This window comes from Paenibacillus daejeonensis DSM 15491, from assembly GCF_000378385.1.
GTDB lineage: Bacteria > Bacillota > Bacilli > Paenibacillales > Paenibacillaceae > Paenibacillus_D > Paenibacillus_D daejeonensis.
The window spans coordinates 25,746-45,538 of record NZ_KB899682.1 but is presented as its reverse complement, the minus strand read 5'-3'; the positions used below and the strand labels follow the sequence as shown (position 1 = coordinate 45,538).

Annotated in this window: 21 protein-coding genes and 1 tRNA gene; 3 read left to right on the top strand and 19 right to left on the bottom strand. The window is 51.4% G+C overall.

Features of this window, described 5'->3' with window-relative positions:
* Positions 1 to 625: 625 nt before the first annotated feature.
* The 3 genes from F556_RS0131505 to F556_RS35800 form a co-directional block, all read right to left on the bottom strand.
* Positions 626 to 2,602 carry an amidohydrolase family protein gene (locus tag F556_RS0131505; RefSeq protein ID WP_157273033.1) on the bottom strand — a complete coding sequence of 659 codons (1,977 nt, stop codon included), beginning with the start codon at positions 2,600 to 2,602 and terminating at the stop codon, positions 626 to 628.
* A gap of 104 nt (positions 2,603 to 2,706) precedes the next feature.
* Complete coding sequence (locus F556_RS0131500) at positions 2,707 to 3,177, bottom strand: CBS domain-containing protein (RefSeq protein WP_020621003.1); 471 nt, start codon at positions 3,175 to 3,177, stop codon at positions 2,707 to 2,709.
* A 64-nt stretch (positions 3,178 to 3,241) separates the two neighbouring features.
* The gene (locus F556_RS35800; protein ID WP_020621002.1) at positions 3,242 to 4,267 is read right to left on the bottom strand and encodes an LCP family protein; all 1,026 of its coding nucleotides are present in this window, start codon (positions 4,265 to 4,267) and stop codon (positions 3,242 to 3,244) included.
* A gap of 181 nt (positions 4,268 to 4,448) precedes the next feature.
* Between F556_RS35800 and F556_RS0131490 the strand changes: the two genes are divergently transcribed.
* The gene (locus F556_RS0131490; RefSeq protein WP_020621001.1) at positions 4,449 to 4,796 is read left to right on the top strand and encodes a DUF4870 domain-containing protein; all 348 of its coding nucleotides are present in this window, start codon (positions 4,449 to 4,451) and stop codon (positions 4,794 to 4,796) included.
* A 316-nt stretch (positions 4,797 to 5,112) separates the two neighbouring features.
* On the opposite strand, the gene rpsR is transcribed toward F556_RS0131490, so the two are convergent.
* The 3 genes from rpsR to rpsF are packed head-to-tail and all read right to left on the bottom strand — an operon-like array spanning position 5,113 to position 6,284.
* A complete protein-coding gene (gene rpsR, locus F556_RS0131485; protein WP_020621000.1) occupies positions 5,113 to 5,388 on the bottom strand; it encodes a 30S ribosomal protein S18 in 276 nt (91 codons plus the stop codon).
* A 21-nt stretch (positions 5,389 to 5,409) separates the two neighbouring features.
* Positions 5,410 to 5,961 carry a single-stranded DNA-binding protein gene (gene ssb, locus F556_RS0131480; RefSeq protein ID WP_020620999.1) on the bottom strand — a complete coding sequence of 184 codons (552 nt, stop codon included), beginning with the start codon at positions 5,959 to 5,961 and terminating at the stop codon, positions 5,410 to 5,412.
* A gap of 32 nt (positions 5,962 to 5,993) precedes the next feature.
* On the bottom strand, positions 5,994 to 6,284 hold the full coding sequence (gene rpsF / locus F556_RS0131475; protein ID WP_020620998.1) for a 30S ribosomal protein S6: 291 nt from the start codon (positions 6,282 to 6,284) through the stop codon (positions 5,994 to 5,996).
* A gap of 267 nt (positions 6,285 to 6,551) precedes the next feature.
* On the opposite strand from rpsF, the gene F556_RS0131470 reads away from it, so the two are divergent.
* On the top strand, positions 6,552 to 6,737 hold the full coding sequence (locus F556_RS0131470; protein ID WP_020620997.1) for a YjzC family protein: 186 nt from the start codon (positions 6,552 to 6,554) through the stop codon (positions 6,735 to 6,737).
* Between the two features lie 431 nt (positions 6,738 to 7,168).
* Here F556_RS0131470 and F556_RS0131460 read toward each other — a convergent pair.
* The 4 genes from F556_RS0131460 to F556_RS0131445 form a co-directional block, all read right to left on the bottom strand.
* Positions 7,169 to 7,259: transfer RNA gene (locus tag F556_RS0131460), tRNA-Ser, on the bottom strand.
* Between the two features lie 83 nt (positions 7,260 to 7,342).
* Positions 7,343 to 7,582, bottom strand: a complete 240-nt coding sequence (locus tag F556_RS0131455) for a DUF951 domain-containing protein (RefSeq protein ID WP_020620995.1) — start codon at positions 7,580 to 7,582, stop codon at positions 7,343 to 7,345.
* 23 nt (positions 7,583 to 7,605) lie between these two features.
* Positions 7,606 to 8,439 carry a mechanosensitive ion channel family protein gene (locus F556_RS0131450; protein ID WP_020620994.1) on the bottom strand — a complete coding sequence of 278 codons (834 nt, stop codon included), beginning with the start codon at positions 8,437 to 8,439 and terminating at the stop codon, positions 7,606 to 7,608.
* A 49-nt stretch (positions 8,440 to 8,488) separates the two neighbouring features.
* Positions 8,489 to 8,722: a putative Se/S carrier protein gene (locus tag F556_RS0131445; RefSeq protein ID WP_020620993.1), complete on the bottom strand. Its 234-nt coding sequence runs from the start codon at positions 8,720 to 8,722 to the stop codon at positions 8,489 to 8,491.
* A 322-nt stretch (positions 8,723 to 9,044) separates the two neighbouring features.
* On the opposite strand from F556_RS0131445, the gene yyaC reads away from it, so the two are divergent.
* Positions 9,045 to 9,635 (top strand): spore protease YyaC, encoded by a 591-nt coding sequence (yyaC, locus tag F556_RS0131440; protein ID WP_020620992.1) that lies wholly within the window; start codon positions 9,045 to 9,047, stop codon positions 9,633 to 9,635.
* On the opposite strand, the gene F556_RS0131435 is transcribed toward yyaC, so the two are convergent.
* From F556_RS0131435 to F556_RS0131395, 9 genes are all read right to left on the bottom strand, one after another.
* A complete protein-coding gene (locus F556_RS0131435) occupies positions 9,610 to 10,095 on the bottom strand; it encodes a DUF4446 family protein (protein WP_020620991.1) in 486 nt (161 codons plus the stop codon). The two genes, yyaC and F556_RS0131435, sit on opposite strands and share 26 nt — an antisense overlap.
* A gap of 30 nt (positions 10,096 to 10,125) precedes the next feature.
* Positions 10,126 to 11,289: an aminotransferase class V-fold PLP-dependent enzyme gene (locus tag F556_RS0131430; protein WP_020620990.1), complete on the bottom strand. Its 1,164-nt coding sequence runs from the start codon at positions 11,287 to 11,289 to the stop codon at positions 10,126 to 10,128.
* 209 nt (positions 11,290 to 11,498) lie between these two features.
* Complete coding sequence (locus F556_RS0131425; RefSeq protein WP_020620989.1) at positions 11,499 to 12,353, bottom strand: ParB/RepB/Spo0J family partition protein; 855 nt, start codon at positions 12,351 to 12,353, stop codon at positions 11,499 to 11,501.
* Positions 12,334 to 13,107, bottom strand: a complete 774-nt coding sequence (locus F556_RS0131420; protein WP_020620988.1) for a ParA family protein — start codon at positions 13,105 to 13,107, stop codon at positions 12,334 to 12,336. The genes F556_RS0131425 and F556_RS0131420 overlap by 20 nt, the downstream gene beginning before the upstream one ends.
* A 136-nt stretch (positions 13,108 to 13,243) precedes the next feature.
* Positions 13,244 to 14,071 (bottom strand): nucleoid occlusion protein, encoded by an 828-nt coding sequence (gene noc / locus F556_RS0131415; protein WP_020620987.1) that lies wholly within the window; start codon positions 14,069 to 14,071, stop codon positions 13,244 to 13,246.
* Between the two features lie 355 nt (positions 14,072 to 14,426).
* Complete coding sequence (locus F556_RS0131410; protein WP_020620986.1) at positions 14,427 to 15,983, bottom strand: hypothetical protein; 1,557 nt, start codon at positions 15,981 to 15,983, stop codon at positions 14,427 to 14,429.
* 17 nt (positions 15,984 to 16,000) lie between these two features.
* Positions 16,001 to 17,770 (bottom strand): extracellular solute-binding protein, encoded by a 1,770-nt coding sequence (locus tag F556_RS0131405; RefSeq protein ID WP_020620985.1) that lies wholly within the window; start codon positions 17,768 to 17,770, stop codon positions 16,001 to 16,003.
* Positions 17,771 to 17,803: 33 nt separating this feature from the next.
* Positions 17,804 to 18,712 carry a carbohydrate ABC transporter permease gene (locus F556_RS0131400; RefSeq protein ID WP_020620984.1) on the bottom strand — a complete coding sequence of 303 codons (909 nt, stop codon included), beginning with the start codon at positions 18,710 to 18,712 and terminating at the stop codon, positions 17,804 to 17,806.
* The gene (locus F556_RS0131395) at positions 18,706 to 19,605 is read right to left on the bottom strand and encodes an ABC transporter permease (RefSeq protein WP_245583175.1); all 900 of its coding nucleotides are present in this window, start codon (positions 19,603 to 19,605) and stop codon (positions 18,706 to 18,708) included. Before F556_RS0131395 ends, F556_RS0131400 begins: the two co-directional genes overlap by 7 nt.
* Positions 19,606 to 19,793: the final 188 nt, after the last annotated feature.

Below are 19,793 nucleotides of genomic sequence, written 5' to 3'. Positions count from 1 at the left end.
CAAATGTGACGTCACACACAACAAAAAGTAGAAATAACTGCGCTCATGGCCGTTAGAATCTCAGACAGCCGATTTTGAGCCAAATAACTGCTGTGGTGGCCGTTAGAGCGAGGGCAAAAGGCGGTGGGTGGCGGCAGAGGGGTTGGGGTTGGGGTTGGGGTTGGGGTTGGGGTTGGGGTTGGGGTTGGGGTTGGGGTTGGGGTTGGGGTTGGGGTTGGTGAGGGCGCAAGGGCAGGTATGGGTGCCATCCGACCCGCCGTCATGCTGCCGGGCATCGTGCGCCGGGGCTTACGCGGGTATGGGTACAGGAGCACTGTATGCAGACAGCACCATTCAGCATATTCCCCCTCTTATAGCTACATTGAATGGTTTTGTTGACAGCACCCTTCATCCGTTTCACCATACAACTCGAACATTAGCACGAGGATAAGCACTCGTGTCAGCACCTCCACGTGCCCAGCCACCGCCCCCTCGCCCCACGCCAAATCAGGCGCAGCCTCCATAAGGGCCACGTCTGTCATACCAATCGTGTGTGCTATTCTACCGTCCAGCCACCGCCCCACTCGCCACACGCCAAAACAGGCGCAGCCCCCATAAGGGCCACGCCTGTCATACCAATCGTGTGTTATTCCACCGTCCAGGCGTCGCCTTCGTCGGTGAGCGTGTAGCCCAGCTCCTGCAGGAACTGGATTGGCATGTAGGCCCGCTCGCCGATGGAGATGAGCTCTGCCTCCAACTCGCCGAACACCGCCATGTAGCCGCGCTCCAGCATGAGCTGGTTATTCTCCGGCGCGGAGCCCGGATCGCCAGCGCTGCCGGCCGCCGCTTCCCCTTCGGTGATCGTGAAGGTGCGGGCCACCTTATCCCACGCCGTATCGTAACCATGCGCCTTCAAGGCGTCAAGGTCGATATAGTTGCGGTCACGGTAGTTCACCACCGGATAGCTGGCGTCCTCCCAGACGACCGAGCCTACGGTCTCACTGAAGCGGACGAATTCACTGCGGAGCGGCTTGCCCAGCCGCGTGCTGCGGTTGACCTCGCCGTTCTCCAGCGCCAGCTCGCCCTCCACGAGCACGTATTCGATGCCTGCGGATTCCAGCTCCGGCTGTTCGACCGTCGAACGGTCGATAATCGTATCGAAGTCGAAGATCACGATGTCTGCATCCATGCCCGCAGCCAAGCGACCCTTCTTCTGCAGCGACGGCGACTGCTTCTCCAGACGCTGCGCCGGCATGAGCGTCAGCTTGGCGATCATCTCGGGAAGGTCCATGATCTGATCTTCACGGACATACTTGCCCACCGACCGGGCAAAGGTCCCCGATGCCCGCGGATGGTTGTTATGTCCAGGCTCAAGAATCGCATCACTGCCGATCATCACCGACGGATGCTGGAACGAGAGCACAACATCCTCCTCAGGAATTGCGTACGCAACTGCCAGCTTACCTTCTTTCTGGTACTGCCGGAATGTTTGCTCGGTCAGTCGCTCACTCGTTCCAGCAATCTGTAGATCGTTATAAGAGATGCGGAACCGCTCCTGCCATCCCTCGTCGAAACGGGCGGAATTCAGGTACGTGCCCCAGAAGTTGTATGGATAGATACACGCAGTCACATCAATACCCTCAGCCAGCGCTTCATCGATCATCGCGAGCGATTCAGGCATCGAGAAGGTGCCGCCGGTGCTGTTGATGTGGTCGATATGTACAGCCGCGCCACTCTCCCGGCCATAATTGATAATCTCCCGCATCGTATCGAAGTTATCTCCATCGCCGCCTTCCATACTGGAGTAGCGTCCATGGAAGAAGACCGGTACATTGTATTCATGCGCCAAATGCATGAACGGCATCACTTCCTCTACCGTAATACCGGGCACATACTCGAAGCTGAAGGACAGGGCCAGTGAACCGTTGTTCAGCGCTTCCTCTGCCTGCTTCAACATCTCGGCCGTATGCTCCGGCTTGGCAGCCTCATACCGTCCAAGCTTGAATTGATTACGTGCCTGCGTGTAGAAATACGACGCGCCAAAATGCACCGGCGGGCGGTCCCGCTCATAGTGAGCATACCAGCTGTTGTGCGTGGTCGTGCCACCGTGCATGGCATTGTTCGTCGTTACCCCGTCAGCGATTTTGTTCCAGACGCCAAGCGGGTTGGGATCGTACGACAGGTTGTCAATGAAGCCCGGCGTTACCACCAGACCGGTCGCGTCGATCACTCGCTCGCCTTGCAGCGACTCCGAAGTCACGACTCCAATCGTGTTGCCTGTGATGCCGATGTTCATGCCTTCTTTGTCCAGGTTGTTCTCAGGATTGATAACCCGGCCATTGGAGATGACGATGTCATACACCTGCGACAGCTGCGCTGCCGTCGCTTCTTCCTCGCCATCCCACTCCTCGACCGGCTCGGCCGTTTCCCCGCCATTACCCTTGTTGCCCTTGCCCTCATTGCCCTCGGCGACTGTATCCGGACCATTGCCTGGGCTGTCCGAGCCTCCGAACAGCGACTGTGTCATATAGATGCCAGCTGCTACAACCAGCAAGACCGCAATCGCCAGAAACACGCGCATGGGCCGGTTGCCCGAACCCATGGGTCTTTTTCTGTTAACCATCTAATACCTCCTAGAATACCGGTGCTGAAAAGGGACCCTGCCTCTCGCGAGTCCCTCTCATGTACCTTGCTGCTACGTTAGGGAAAACACGTCCACCGTGCCAGCTATACCAGCTTCGCCGGGCCTTCCGGCTCCTTGCCAATCACCGCCGCAGGCTCCTGGACAATATCCGACTCTGCGATAATCTTCTCACAATAATCAATAATATCACTGCGGCGCACAATGCCGATAAAACGATTCATATCGTCAACAACCGGCACGAAGTTCTGCACCTTGGCCAGCGAGATCAGATCCTTCATATTCGCGTTGATCTGCACCGTCCGGATATCCTTGCCCAGCGGCACTTCCGAGAGCTTCACCCGATGTACCTGATCGAAGGTCAGCTCGGGGTGATTCTTCATATACCAGAGCAGGTCACCCTCTGTGACCGTACCCGTGTAGCCGCCATCCCGATCCAGGATCGGCACAGCCGTATACCTATGATGCTCCATCCGCTCCAGCGTCTGCCGCAGGGTCACTTCCTGGGTCAGGCAGACGACTTCTTGTTTCGGCAATAGAAAAAATGCGATGTTCATACCTCTTTGCCACTCCGTTTCTTCTCATGTCCATAGACGCCAGGAGAAGCGGATGCGCGGCCGTTCAGGCGGCGGGGGAGGCTGTCCCGCCCTGCCTCACGTATTGATCGGGCAGGGGCAGCTCATTCTTCGGGATTGAGCCGTCCAGCCAGCTGCTGATCCAGCCTTTGGCCTTCTCTAAGTCCGCCTCATCCAGATCGAACAGCCAGGCCCCACCCCGGCCAATCGCGCCTTCTCCTTGTAACGTATGACTGTATATCGTTCGATGACCCGCTTGCAGCATCGACTTGCCTAGACTCACAATCTCCTGTGGCGTCAGATCCGTAGCGAAATTGTCGCCCATAATCTCAATCAGCTCCGGCACTCTGCCCCACTGACCGACGCCAGTTGCCTTGTCCAGCATCGACTGGATAAAGGTCTGATGACGAACCGTCCGACTCATATCGCCGCCGGCATCTTCCCGATAGCGCACATAATTCAGGGCGTCCTGTCCATTATATAAGTCTTGCCCCGCTTTGACCACAAACTTCTCGTGATTTGGGTCTTTATTCACCAGATCTTCTTCGATTGGCAGCGCAATGCCGCCCATGGCATCAATCACATGACGGAAGCCTTCAAAATTGATACTGGCGTAATAATCGACAGAGGACCCGAACAGCTCTTCCACCGTCTCCAGCGCCATCTTGGCACCGCCAAAGGCGTAGGCATGATTAATCTTGTCCTTGCGGTTTTTGCCTACAATCTCTACATCAGAATCCCGAGGGATGGAGATCATCAGCATCGACCCATCCTTGGGCCGCACGACAGTATAGATCATCGTATCCGACCGGCCATGCTCCTTGTCCCGCTGATCCACGCCCATCAGCAGCAGCGAGAAGGGCTCGCGTGCTTCAGCTTCCTCCTTCACAGGCTTGGGCTTGCGACCTTCCAGCGGCTTGTGCGACTCCTCCAGACTCTGCTCGATTTTATCGGCCCATAGCAGGTCAAAACCCCACATGGCCAATGTGGTTCGATTGAAGTATGCGGTTGTCGCAACGAGCAAGACAAACGAAGCAAGGGCGATCAGCCATTTACGTTTTCGGGATTGCATACGGGATGCTCCACTCCATTCCTCTTTATCTAATTAAACTCTTTCCTATTTTAATAAACGATACACCTCGACACGAAGTTACAAATGAATACAGATTTAGGCGGGCTCGCAAAAGGAATACTTGATCCGGGTATCGAATAGGGTAGCGATAGGATTCGGTGGGAAAGGAGGAGGGATACTTATGCAGGAACCGCATGTGCCGGCCTCGTCAACAGGATTGGATCCCAAGGTAGCCGGGCTGCTCTGCTATCTGGGCATTTTTGTGACCGGCATTATCTTCCTGGTTATTGAGAAAAACAGCCGCTTTGTTAAATTTCACGCCATGCAGTCGATCATCTTGTTCGGCGGTTTATTCGTTCTGACCACGATTTTCAATATGATTCCTTTTATCGGCTGGCTCGTCAATGTGCTCTTGGTGCCGCTGACCTTCATCGCTTGGATCTTGATGATGCTAATGGCGCTGCGCGGCAGCTGGTTCAAGATACCTTATGTAGGCGATATCGCTGAACAACAGGCAGGACGTTATTAACAGCTACATTATCATTCTACCCGCCGACATCTATCCACATGTGGATAACAAGGCCGGTTTTCGTTTATCCCCATGTGGATAAGCTGTCTGTGCACGCCAAAGGGTGGTTATCCCCAGTTTGGGATAGCCACCCTTTGGCGTTTTGGCATTTCTTCTATTTATTAAGTAGCTTCAGAGATTTATTCGCCCTTCACAGGCGCTCAGCTACGGTTCTAAGCACCAAACTGATCATATACCCTCTAAGGGGCCGCGAATAAAATTAAAAACAGCACGCACAACCCTGAGGGGTCATGCGTGCTGTTCGCTGTGAATCAGACTATTCCGTAGTGTAAGGCAGCAATGCAACTTGACGCGAACGTTTGATCGCAGTAGTCAGCATACGCTGGTATCTTGCACTAGTTCCAGTTACACGACGTGGCAAGATTTTGCCGCGCTCGCTGATGAACTTGCGGAGCAAGTCTGTTTCTTTATAGTCAATGTGCTTGATCTTGTTGGCTGTAAAATAACATACTTTGCGACGCTTGTTGCGTCCGCCTTTACGGAACTTGCGCTCTGGGCGCTCGCCGCCGTCTTCTCTTGGTTTAAAGCTCATTCGTCTCCATCGTCCTTTCCTTTAGAATGGCAAATCATCTTCGGAGATATCGATAGGCCGTCCATCATCTGAGAACGGATCGTTGTTGCGTGAATTATTCCCGGACCGGCCTCCGCCGCCCCCGTAAGAGCTGCCTCCACCGGACGAGTTGCCGCCTGAGCCGGATCCACCGTAGTTTCCTCCGCCTCCGCTGTTGCCACCGCTACCGCCACTGTTGCTATACTCCTCACGCTGTCCGCCTCCGCCGCCTTCACGGTTGGACTCCAGGAACCGGACATTGTCCGCGATGACTTCGGTCACATAGACACGTCTGCCTTCGTTGTTCTCGTAGTTCCGCACTTGAATACGACCTTCGACTGCCGCCAAGCGGCCTTTGCGCAGGTAGTTCGCACAGGTCTCAGCGAGTTGACGCCAAGTTACGATCGGGATAAAATCCGCTTCCCGCTCGCCTTGCCCCGTAGTAAATGGTCTGTCCACTGCCAGCGTAAACTGAGTCACAGCCACACCGGATGGGGTATAGCGCATCTCGGGATCCTTGGTGAGTCTCCCTATAAGAATAACACGGTTCAACACCTTATCGCCTCCAATCGAACATCCTCACGTACTTAGGCAACAACATCTCTGACGACCAGGAATCGAATGATCTCATCCTGAATCTTCATGACGCGATCCAATTCATTGACAACGTCTGGCGTTGCGTTGAAATGAACCAGGACATAAATACCGTCACGAATCTTGTTGATCTCATACGCAAGACGGCGTTTGCCGATGACGTCGGTTTTGGAGACTTCCCCACCACCGTTTTCGATGATGCCATTGTACTTGTCGACGATTGCTTGAACAGCTTCCTGTTCAACCTCGGGACGAATAATATACATCACTTCGTATTTGCGCATTGTTTTCACCTCCTTCTGGACTGAGCGGCCCTCTCAATGGAGAGAGCAAGGAGCGATTTTACTCGCATGCCATATTTCGCACCAAGGTATTATACCAAATGAGCCTAGGCTTTTGCAAGCATTAATACATTCGGCAAAACGTCCACTCTATCTGCTATACTCTGCATCGCATGAACGTCCATGCCGCTGCGCACACTAAGGTCGTATGACGTCCGCGCTGCTAATGGCGTAAATGGACAACTCATCCGAATTGTGGAGGTGAGCAGTATGGGCGAATGGACCGAGTTTAATCCAGGCGACAGCGCGCCGAACAACGGCAAGTACATCGAGGTCGGCGATAATGACTACCACATGGGGATCCAAAACCCGCATCAGATCGAACTGGAAAAGGGCCAGCGGTTCCCTGAAACCTCGAAGAAGGACCGCAAGTGGGTTAAAATGAAACGCAATTAACGTATGGTCTGCATAATCAATAGCAACTCTGCACATCCTAAGTTCGGACGGTGCTCCATGAGAGGTGTGGTTCCGTTGGACCTGTATGGCGAAACAACCGCAAGTGAAGACGTAACGGTGATGCACTGAATTCAAGGCGATGTGATAAGGATCCCGGTCCTGAGCACAGCTCCATCGAATGGAAGCGATGGGCGCAATGAAGGATAGTCAGACTGAAGCAGTTCACGACCCGACTACGCACCGTCCACCGAAAAGCGCTTCGTTGTCCGTGAGGACAGCGGAGCGCTTTTTTTCTTGGGCAACAAAGAAAAAAGCGTTACAGCAGATCACCCGCGGGTGGCCGGGCAAAAACAAACTAAAAATCCCCTACGCGCAGGGCGTAGAGGATGTCGGTTGAAAAGTCATGTGTCTCGGAACTTCCTAAGGAAGAATGGCGGAAAGGGTGGGATTCGAACCCACGCACGGCCTGAACCGCCTAGCTGATTTCGAGTCAGCCCCCTTGGGCCTCTTGGGTACCTTTCCATGTCGGACACAAAGGTTAGTATATCACAACTCGTCCATACTGCGCAACTGGAAAATGACCGGGTACCGGAGCCATCCAGCCCTTACACAGAACCGGATTCCCCAGGGTTGCCCTCTTCCGTTGTCTGGTCTGCTTTGGAACGCAGCACCTTCTTCAGGTTCTTCTCAAACTTGGCCCGCGGAATTAATACACTATGCTTGCAGCCCACGCATTTGATGCGGATATCCATCCCCATTCGGATGATCTCCATTTCATTGGTACCACAGGGATGCTGCTTCTTCATCTGTACAACATCCCCGAGCTCAAACTGTTTGCGTTCCACCCGTTATCCTCCCTTTTCTTCGCCTAAGCCCGTTCGGCCTCCGCCGTCCGGATATCCAATGCGCGTCTGATCGCAGAATTGATCTTCGTCGCGATGTCTCCATGAGTGTTGGGCCGGCACTCTGCGATAATTCGCAGCGTTGTTCCGCCAGTCGTGATCTGCTGAACACCCAGCACCTGCGGTTCGCCCAAGAGATTCACATCCTCAATCTCTTTGACGGTTGTCTGCAGCAGTTGGGTGACTTCCTCTACATTGTCGCCAACCGGAATGACGATATCCACAACTGCCAAAGAATTGCGCAACGAGTAGTTGGTGACCTCATTAATAGAACCGTTAGGGATGATATGCAACTCCCCCGTCCAGCTTAGCAAACGGGTAGAACGCAGACCAATCATCTCGACCGTCCCTTTGAAGCTGCCCGTCTGAATCGTATCCCCTACTGCGAACTGATCCTCCAGGATAATGAAGAAGCCCGTGATAATATCCTTCACCAAGCTCTGGGCCCCGAAACCGATGGCCAGCCCGATCACGCCTGCCCCTGCCAGGAGCGGCCCCAGATTAATATTAAATTCAGAAAGAATCAGCAGCACGCTCACAAAATGAATGACATACGACACCACATTTTTGAGAAGCTTACCTAGTGTCCGCATGCGTCTGGTTTGCACAGCCAGTCGTTTGGACTCCCGGTTAATAAAGGAGGCATTAATCGCTTTGTTGGCAATCCAGATGACAATCCAGCTAATGAGGAGAATAAAAGCAACCCGGATCAGTGCTGTCCCGATATCCGCCCACATCTCCTCATCGCTTAGCCAACCCAAGATGTGATCATTGATCGTTTGCAGCTGAGTTGAAAGCATCCACCATCTCTCCCTATGGCTGAATCTCCTCTATGATTAGCCTGTTTTGTTAGACTGCATCGTAGCCATCGTCTGTCTTGCGAAACAGTCCTCTAATCTCCACTTGCTCCTCCGTAATGATTCGTTCGACCTCCGTCTGATCCTCATCGGGAAAGTGGATACACAGCGCACATCCGGCAGTAATTTCTTTGGGGGTAGGGGCCAGATCAATCTCGATCTCGGCATATTCCAGCAGCATCTCTGCCCGGAGTGCCTGCTGAGTAGAATCGAATGCGATCAGCATTGCAGCCGTCCTTCCTGGCCGCCTGGGCCTGCGTTATAATCATTCATCCTTTATGAAGCAGCTCGATGCTTCTTCACAAAGGATCATTCAAAAAGTTCGCTTTTCAGCACCGAGAAGGTTGGACGCAGGAGAAAATGAGGAGCGGAGCGTAGTTAAGGCTACGTGAGCACCGGAAGTTTCACATGCGTTCAAGATTCGATGCCGAATCTGCTTCTCAGAGTTGCTTCGTGATCAAAAGTGAACTTTTTGAATTACTACTTCTAGTATAAAACGGCTGGCCTGTCCATATACTAGTAACACACTACCCAGCCGGAGGGATTCTATGAAGCTAGCAGCGACAAACGATCTGCCACTGAAGATCGCCTACACCGAGCCTAATGTCCAGTCCATCCTCACCGACCGTTTGACCTCTCAGCTCAGTCTGCTGCCTCGCGACAGGCACATTGCCATCGTCTGCATCGGCACGGACCGATCTACTGGAGACGCGCTTGGTCCTCTCGTCGGCTCGGCATTATCACGGTCACGGAGCCCGCTCTTCCAGGTCTATGGCACGCTTGAGAACCCCGTCCATGCCCTGAATCTCCAAGACACCCTGGACGAGATTGGACGTACACATCCTCGCTCTTACATCATTGGCATTGATGCTTGTCTCGGTCAAGTCTCCAGTATCGGCTGCATCCAGCTCGGACAAGGACCCGTTCGTCCCGGTGCCGGAGTCAACAAGGAACTTCCACCTGTCGGTGAAATGCATATGACCGGTATTGTGAATGTCGGTGGATTCATGGAATACTTTGTCCTCCAGAATACGAGACTGCATCTGGTCATGCAAATGGCCGATTTGATTGCCGGCAGCCTCCTGCACAGCATTCTCTCCATTCGACGTACATCTATGACTGCTGCAACGCAAGAGTAATCGCTTGTTTCTCCTCTGGCGTCAAGGCATAGGGTGATTCTCCGCCAGTCAGCGGCTTAGCATAGACATACGTCTCGTCCCTGCTGTGCAAGCCGCTCAGAACAACTCCGTCCTGCTGGGCGTTAATGAGTGCCAGAGAGAAGCTCATGTCATTGCCTTGCTCTGCAAATGCATTATACCGGTGAAAACCAACATGTCCCTTGAACTGTCCGAACGCTTGGGCAATCGCCTTGATTTCCGATTCTTGCAGCTGCTGGCGGTCCCGCAGACCAGCCATCCGATCCTGAATATCCGTTAATACCCCTTCCAGATTATCGATGCCCGCCCCATCCATCATGCGCCGATACTGTTTCTTTACCCGATTAAACTTAAGAGTCAACACAAAGTTCCATACGACCAACATAAACAACGTTACTGCGATGAAGAATCCACCGATCTGATATACCGTGATGTCTTCCATGGTTATCCTCGCTTCCCCAAATTCCTTGAATCAATAATGCAGACTGATCTCACGCACCGCCGAGACCAAAGCCTCTACCTCTTCCTTTGTTGTAAAACAGCCGACGCTCGCTCTCACCGCTCCCGTGTCGCTCGTTCCGGCGCATTGATGTGCCTGCGGCGTACAATGAAACCCTGAACGTACAGCTATCCCATAATGCTGGTCTAATATGAATGCTGTCTCTGACGGGTCGGCCTGTCCAACCAAAAAGGAGACGATGCCTGTCCGCGGTTGTCCCGCATGCGGACCGAGCAGGCGTACCCCGTTGATACGTGACAGTCCCTCTATCATCAGCTGAGACAGCTGCCATTCATGTTCATAGATTCGGCTTACCGACTGTTCCCGCACGAAGGCAACACCAGCCCGGAGACCACCTAGTCCCGGTGTGTTCTGTGTGCCCGCCTCGTACCTGTCAGGGCGGATGCTCGGCTGGTCCGGCGCCTCCGACTGGCTGCCTGTCCCACCATGCATATGGGGCTCCAGATCGACCTCTGGGCTTATGTATAATCCACCTGTCCCCTGTGGTCCCAGTAGCCCCTTATGCCCCGGAAACGCCAGCATATCAATCCCCATCCCCCGAACATCAATGTCTAACAGCCCCGCACTTTGCGCGGCATCGACCAAGAGTCGGAGATTATGACTTCGGGCAATATCCCCGAGATCGGCGATCGGGAGAATACTACCAAGCAGATTCGAGCTATGATTGGCTACAATCAACGTCGTATTGGGACGAATCGCTTCCCTCACGCGTGAAGCATCGAGGTGCCCCTCGCTATCTGTCTCTATATATGCAACTTCTATACCTCGCGTGCGCTTAAGGTATTCCAACGGACGTCTTACCGAGTTATGTTCTACTGCAGTGGCAATGACGTGGTCACCTGTTTTGAGATACCCTTTAATCGCAAGATTGAGCGCCCCTGTTGTATTCAAGCTGAATGCGATGTCGTTCGGATTTTTTATTTTGAACAACCCAGCCAATTGTTTACGCGTATCGAATAACACTCGACTGGCTTTAACTGCCATTTGGTGACTCCCTCTACCCGGGTTGGCCGCCTCTTCCTGCATGGCTTTCATGACTGCCTCCAGTACCTCCGGCGGCTTGGGCCACGAGGTTGCTGCGTGATCCAGATAGATCAGCTCTTTGTCATGTTTCATATGCAACACGACCCTTCCTTGTCCCTCTTTTCCGCTTGGGACATTCATCTTTTACAACGGGGCCAGATACCCCACCTTTATTGACGACTGAAAGACGCGATGGGTTCAACACCCACTTTTGACGACAAAAAAAAGAAAAAGAAAAGCATACCTTAGTTTAATCTTTCCGCAGAAAGAAAACAACTCAGGCATGCCATTAGGGAAGTGACTTAAGCCAATCTTTCCAACAGTTCCAACAAGCGTTCCAGATCCTGCTTATTATAGTACAACAGCTCAATTCGCCCTTTATCTTTTTGCTGTTTAATCTTCACGGTTGTCTTAAATCGTTCACGCAGGCTTTCCTCGATATTCTCTAGGTAGGGATCTCGTTTTTTGTTTTTCGTAGCGCGAGCAGATGGATCATCCTTCTTTTGACCCAAAGCCTGAATCGCTTCCTCCAGGTCGCGTACACTCCACTCTTGTTCCAGAGCCAATTGCGCCAACTCTTTCTTGCGAGCATCCTCCTTCACGCCAGCCAGCGCCCTGGCATGACCCATTGATAATGTTCCACGTGAAACATTATCTTTGATCTCCGCAGGCAGTGAAAGCAATCTCACAAAGTTCGCAATGTGCGAGCGAGACTTGCCGACTTTTAAGGAAAGTTCTTCCTGAGTTAGATCAAACTTGTCAAGAAGAGCTTGGTAGGCGATTGCGATTTCAATCGCATTCAGATCCTCGCGTTGCAAGTTCTCGATGAGTGCAATTTCCATTACCTGCTGGTCAGTGAATGACCGGACTACCGCTGGCACCGTATTGGAACCGATCAGCTTGGAGGCGCGAAACCGGCGTTCTCCAGCGATAATCTCATACCCTTTTAGAACACTCCGTACAATAATAGGCTGGATGACGCCATGCTGCTTTATGGACTCCGCCAATTCTTTGATTGAATCATCATCGAATGTTTTGCGGGGTTGATAGGGATTGGGACGCAACTGCGTCAGTTGAATATCAATGACCTTGTCATCATCATTAACAGAAAGGGACGGGATGAGAGCATCCAGCCCTCTACCTAGCCGCTTGCTCATAGGTTATCACTTCCTTCGCCAATTCAAGATAGACCTCCGCCCCTTTGGATCTGGGGTCATACGTGATAATGGACTGACCGTGAGAAGGCGCTTCGCTCAGACGGACATTCCGGGGAATGATCGTTTGATAGACCTTTTGCTGAAAATACTTCTTCACCTCTTCAATGACCTGCATACCTAGATTGGTACGCGCATCGAACATGGTCAGGAGTACGCCCTCGATCTGCAGCGTTGTATTCAGATGCTTCTGAACCAGTCTGACGGTATTCAACAGCTGGCTGAGTCCCTCCAGCGCGTAATATTCACATTGAATCGGGATGATGACCGAATCCGCTGCAGTCAGGGAATTGATCGTCAGTATACCCAGCGAAGGCGGGCAATCGATCAGTATATAATCAAACATGTGCTTTACTTGCTGTAGCGATTTCTTAAGCCGCACTTCGCGGGAGATGGTCGGGACCAGCTCAATCTCAGCACCTGCCAATTGAATCGTAGCCGGAATTATCGTCAGATTGGGGATATTCGTCTCAACCATTGCATCCTTGGGATGGACTTCATTGATAAGCACATCATAGATGCAATTCGTGACGTCGCCCTTGTTAACCCCGATGCCGCTTGTCGTGTTGCCCTGAGGGTCGATATCGACCAACAGCACACGCCTACCCAACGAGGCCAATGAAGCTCCCAGGTTGACAGATGTCGTCGTTTTTCCGACGCCACCCTTCTGGTTCGTAATTGCAATGATTTTGGACAAACCGGCTCACCTCAAATCTTTCTATATAATCGCTTCGTCTGGCAAGTTGCAAGTTGTATGAATATTCTTGTAAATCGAGCAAGCCGTCCTTGGGCAGGACGGCAAGTTCATGCATGATTCATCCGGCAGCAGCTCATTAATGCTTAGGAATACGAATGACAATCTCGTAATGATCCTCGGCATCCTTTTCATCCGTTTTTATTTTGAGTCCGGAACCTGATACCATCTCAATCGACTGTCTAATCGTATTGACGGCCAGCCGGACATCCTTCGTAAAGGAAATTCGTTTGGACTTCTTGATTTTGCTGGATTCTTTGAAGAAAGCTACACGCGCTTCCGTCTGTTTTACATTGAGCTCCTTTGTAAGTACATCCTCCAGCACTTTGAGCTGCAATTCTTCCGTATCCAGCGACAGCAGCGCACGAGCATGACGTTCCGTAATCTTGCGCTCAATTAATGCATTCTTCACCGGTTCAGACAAATTCAGCAGTCTAATCTTGTTCGCGATTGTAGACTGGCTTTTGCCGAGTCGCTGCGCAAGACTTTCCTGTGTCAGATGATGAAGGTCAATCAGCTTTTGGTAAGCATACGCTTCCTCAATTGCCGTCAATCCTTCACGCTGCAAATTCTCGATCAGGGCGATCGATGCTGCTTGACTATCATTGAATTCACGGACAATGCCGGGAATCGTATCCATTCCCAATTTTTTAACCGCACGGAAGCGCCGTTCCCCGGCAATAATCTCGTAACGGTCATTGCGCATGCGCACTACAATCGGTTGGATAACACCATGTGTCTTAATGGTCTGGAGCAGTTCATCGATTCGTTCGTCATCAAATATCGTGCGTGGTTGATAGGGACTGGGATCAATCTCCTGAATGGGAAGCTGCTTCACTTCGTCCTGATTGGAGACATTGGTCGAACGGTCCCCCAGTCCAAATAAACGCGAGAATTGTTCTTTCATAAGGTTGATTACCACCCAATTTCATGATTCCGACTATTACGGAGGTTCACAGATTAAACTATGCAATTATGATTATCAACGCATCGTTGCTTCCGCAAAGTGAATGAATGATGTTAACGAAGACAGCAAAAAACTTGTCCTACTCACGGATGAACGGATTTTGAGAAGCCTATATAAATCTTATCCTCTACAGACACCTCGCGATAACAAGCTGAATACATCATTTCGCCAATCACTTTACATTCTCCTGCTTGACGAAGGTGATTAGCAAAAATTAAAAGTGTTTCACGTGGAACAACATTCCAATCCGCAAAACACCCCTATCCGCGCTTTTACTCACAGATAGGGGCATGTATTAGAATTGCAGCTTTATTTTGTTGGTCACCGGTCGCAGGACAATCACAGAATGCTTCACATCGACAGACGATACGTCTTGTAATTTAACCTTATAGTCATAACCGTTATATATATAACCAATCTGATTGGATGTTGCCTGTATACCCGGCTCCTCGGGGGTCTGCCCCCACGTCATCCGCAAACCCCAGTTCGCTTCATCATTTTGGCTAGAGACCGTAATGCAGCTTTCCTCAAACTGCATCGTCAAGATTGATCCATCTTCCAGTTTCATCGTCACAGCAAGTTCCCCGGAGACTGACTCATCCGTCGAGAGTTCTCGTATAGCTAAGAGTGATTCAGTACCCGTTGCGTCATAAACAATCGGATAAATTCCTGAAACCGTCTGTTCGTCGCTCCATTGGGCACCGTCCACAATCGGCAGCGTATCATACCTGCTGTTCCGATCTTCGCATACGTCGTTCATGTAACGCTCCTCATACGTTTCATCAAACAGGTGGATATCTCGGATTCGCAGCGTCCCTTCCTTTCTCAACAGATTAACGCGGTAGAAACGTGAGCAATACCAGATGGATTGATGGCCTTCGTCTCTCCAGTCCGTCAATGCGCTGATGGAGGAAGCAGGAGTCAGGGGATATCGGCGTCGGAACCATCTGCCCGACTCCGCCAATGTGACCACCGTGAGTTTATCCGCAGCCTGCATCTCGACCAATTGGTCGATCTGGTCGATGAAACCATCCTTGATTTGCTGCCAACCAAACGAGTTCTCCTGGCCTACCTGGGCATAGCCAAAGGAGACCTGTTCAGGTCTGAAATTCACTTCAAAAAACCATCGCACCCACTCTGGTATGCCGCCTCCCCCTTCATCGCCGGAATACACCGGTTCGAGGGTAATGACACTTTGACCATTTGACCCCAGCTTCGCTTCGTATTGGTAGATCGGATCGCTACCCAGCATTCGAAAGATAGGCACCGGAATTTGACTGTCTATCGTTTGTGCTGGCATGAATCCATTGCGTCGGCTGGCATAATAAGCTTGGTTATAATAGCCGCCCCACAGGGTATAGCCATCCGTGCCCCATTGATCTTTGCAATTGCAAGAAGCGGTGATCTGATACTTGTCGGACAAGTAGCTTAGCAGGTGCGCGTCAATGAACCAGGACCCTACCGACTGAGGGTAATAGCCAAATTTCTCATAGAATTCTGCCATGACTACATCAGCCAGACGCTCTCGCTCCTCCGGGGTGTAACCCACAGAAAACCCAACATGCGCATGCCAGTCCCAAGGGTAGCGTCCCCGCCAAGGTATACCTGCTTTCTCTGCCATGGGCTGGACAACCTCGAACCAAATACCGATTTCTTGCAAGGGGTCCGTTTCGTACAACAGCATGTCCGTAAATCTCGAGTCAATCAGGGCATCATATTGCAGCAGCCAGGTGGCGGGTAGGTTATGCTTTTGCACAATGGACAGCTGTTCACGAACCGGCTCCACCAAGTCCACTTCTTCCCTCGGTTCAATCCCCCGGATGAAATTAATAATATTGACTTGATTCAACATTCATCACTCCGATTCTCTTATTCCCCGATAACAGCTGGCTCATCTTCGTAAACATTACGTGGCAGACTCCGCTTGATGTCTACCGTAATCTGTCCTGCTGGGGTTTCACTGTACGCCTTATATTGCTCATTGAATTCAGCGATTGTCTCCTCATCGTGACCGCGGACCTTCATCTCATTTAGAAACTGGTTATACGCATTATCGAACATCTGTTCATTCTCGGCGAGTAGAAGTCTTGCATAATATTGAAGGCGAATATCGTTTTGAACAGGGCTATACTTTTCCACAGCACCGCCAATGGTCGGACGAATTCGGCTTGTCGCCGGGATCAGATCGAAGGTTCCCTGTTCGCGGTTAATCTCTTCTGCCTTGTAGAGCATGGCATTGTTGGCTGGCCAAGGCGGCTCCAACGTTTTAATATGCGTGTTTCCTACACTAGCCAGGTGCTTCCACCACCAGAAGCCGTGTTGTGTGACACTGGCCATGCCTCCCGAGCCGCCGCCCCAAAAATCAGGTCCGCGGAATACCTCGTCATTGACCACCACAACACCGTCCTCCCATGTAAAGGCCCCCATCTCCTCCGTACCATATTCCATCAGGATGAAGGCCTCTTCCGTCTGCATCCAGTCGATCGCCTTCATCAGAGCGTCCGGATTGCTGATATCCGCCCGGAGTCCGGTTCCATTGCTTCCGAACGGATTGAAGTTGGCATATTGGGCCAATTGTGCACCTTCATTAACCGGCAGGTAGGTCGGGCTGAACCAATTGTCCGGAAATCCTTGTTCTTCCAGTGTTTTAATCGGGGTAGAAATAGGAATGTCATTGCTCTGCATCAGAGAAAGGTTGGGATTGTCCCAGCCAGCGAATAACATCGCGCCAAAACGCAAATTGTTCACCTTTTCCACGAACAGATCCTTCTTGTGGAAGGAGGTTTCCGGGTCAAGCAGACCTTCCAGATGCATGCGATTCAACCAACGGAAGGCTTCCTTGAATTCCGGCATTTGATAATCGGCAACAACCGTCCCATCCTCCTGCTCATTCCATCCATTACCACTGCTGCGTACGCCGAACATCGACATGACGACTTCCAGACCTGCGAAGTTCTCGCCTCCGAGCGAGAGGGGGATGATGGGCCGTCCTTGTGAATCCTGCTGACCCTTGGCGGCTTGCAAATACTGCTCAAACCCTTCAAGCGTCCGTAGGTCGTCCCTGGATATCCCTATTTCTTCCAGTATGGTATCATTCACCCACAACCCTTGGGCATTTCCCTGCCAGGCAGAGGGCTCATCAACATAGGGCTCATAATTAGATGGAACAAAATAAATACTGCCGTCCGACGCGCGCCAATTATCGATAATTCGCTTATCGATCTTGGCCAGATTCGGATACTCGCTCTCATTCTCGAAGTAGTCGTCCAACGGGAGCAAGCGGTTCTCGTCAATCAAGCGGGACCAGAGGACACTGTCCGAAGGCAGAACAATAGCATCCGGAAAATTACCACCTACCAGCTTGAGGTTGATCTGCTGGGCAAGGTCGCCGCCATTACCGATCTCGACGGTTTCCCATTGAACGCCAGAGCGCTGCAGCACTTCCTGGGTAATCCTGCCGTCCAGATTCACGGGTGTTGTGAGTGCAGGAACGTAAAGGGAATAAGAAGGCACCGTCTCCGTATCTCCCTGAGTCCTCTCTGTACTGTTTCCTTGATTCGTGCAAGCTGCCAGTGCTGCTGCTGTCAGGACCAAGACTGCGGTGCGCAGCACGCGTCTCATTTTTTTATTGGCACTCATCGTTTATCCCCCTATTTTCAAATGCTTGCTGCTCTATTCTTTCACCGAGCCAATCAACACGCCCTTGACGAAATATTTCTGCAAAAATGGGTAAATAAACAAAATGGGCAAAATGGTTACTACCGTTGTAGCCATCCTTACGGATTTGGATGTAACGGCATCCGGGTTGTACATGCTTGCTTCACGTGCCTGGTTAAACTGCGTAGAACTGATCATGTTGCTTGCTTCCACCGTACTCATCACACGCTGCAGGTAGGTTGGCAGCGGCTGGAGCGAGATATCCTGCACGAAAAATGCGCCTGTAAACCAATCATTCCAATGTCCGACAGCCGTGAATAAGCCCAAGGCCGCCAGCAGTGGCTTGGAGAACGGCAGCACCACGCTGAAGTAGATACGTGTGTAGCCAGCGCCGTCGATCTTCATCGATTCGATTACGCTCTCCGGTATGTTGTTCTGAAATGAAGTCTTCATGACGAACATATTCCATACGCTGAAGAGACTCGGAAAAATATAGACCCAAAAATTATTGATGAGACCCAAGTTGACTAGCTGAATATAGAACGGAATGAGTCCGCCGCTAAACAGCATAATGAACAAGAAAACAAACAACAGCTTGTTGCGACCGGGCAGTTCCTTGCGCGACAACGGATAGGCAACCATGGAGGTTATCAGCAACGATAATATCGTGCCGATGACCGTACGGCTGACGGTGATCCAGAAGGCATTAATGACTGTCGCATCTCCTAGAATGACGCGAAAGTTATCCAAAGTGAACGATCTTGGCCACCAGTAAATGCCGCCCAACGCGGCGTCCCTGCCCTCATTCACAGACAAGATGAAAATATACCATAAGGGGTAGGCGCACAAGAATGCAAAAAGGGTAAGGAAAAGGCCGTTGCACAGCGTAAATATGCGGTCTCCCGGCGACATGCGATTTACCATAATCCATCCCCGCCTAACCGTTTGGAGATTGAGTTGGTAACAAGCAGCAGGATCATCGATATGACGCTCATGACCAATCCGATAGCCGTCGTCATCGAATATTGGGCCTGCCCGATGCCGAGTCTCAATACATAGGTGTCGATGACCTCTGCTACAGCAATATTGGCCGGATTAATCATCGCGTAGATCTGGTCGATGCCGACACTGAGCAATCCGGGAATCGTCAGGATGAGCACAATCGAGATGATGGGTACGATGGCAGGTAGCGTAATATACCTCATCTGTGTAAATCGTCCCGCTCCGTCTACTAAAGCGGCTTCGTACAGAACCGGATTAATACTCGATATCGCCGCCAGATACAAGATCGTTCCCCAACCCAGCTCTTTCCACATACTACTTAGGATAAAAACCGGTCTGAACCATGATTCGCTGCCCATGAAGGCGATAGGATTGACCCCCAGACTCCGTAGAATGGAGTTCGCCGCGCCGCTGTCGATGGATAGAAAAGCGTCCAGAAAGCCAACCACCACAATCCAGGATATGAAGTGGGGCAAATAGCTGAAGGATTGAACCGTCCGCTTGAAAGCAAAATTACGAACCTCGTTAATCAGCAAAGCAAGGACAATGGTCGTCGGGAAGACGAATAGCAATCTCAGCATGGTCAATAAAAAGGTATTACCTGTAGCCCTCCAAAAATCGGAGCTGGCCGTGAATTCCTTGAAATTTTGGAGCCCAACCCACGAGCTTCCCCAGATCCCATCCCGAAAGCTGTAATCTTTGAACGCCATCTGCAAGCCTAGAATGGGAATATAATTGAACAGGATAATTAATACGAGTCCCGGCAGGAGAAACATATACAAGGGCACTAGACCTTTTTTCTTGATGCTAGACAAGCGATGTAGGATGGTGAGCAACCTCCCTTCAGGAATCGGACTGTAAGCCAGCCTTATCGAAATCACATGCGCAATGTGTAAATTAAGTATAATCCTCGCATCTAAGCGCTTACAATAATCGTATGACACGATTACTTACACTCTGGCACGATCTTTACTTAACCAACAAAAAAAGCGCCCCTCCCGCT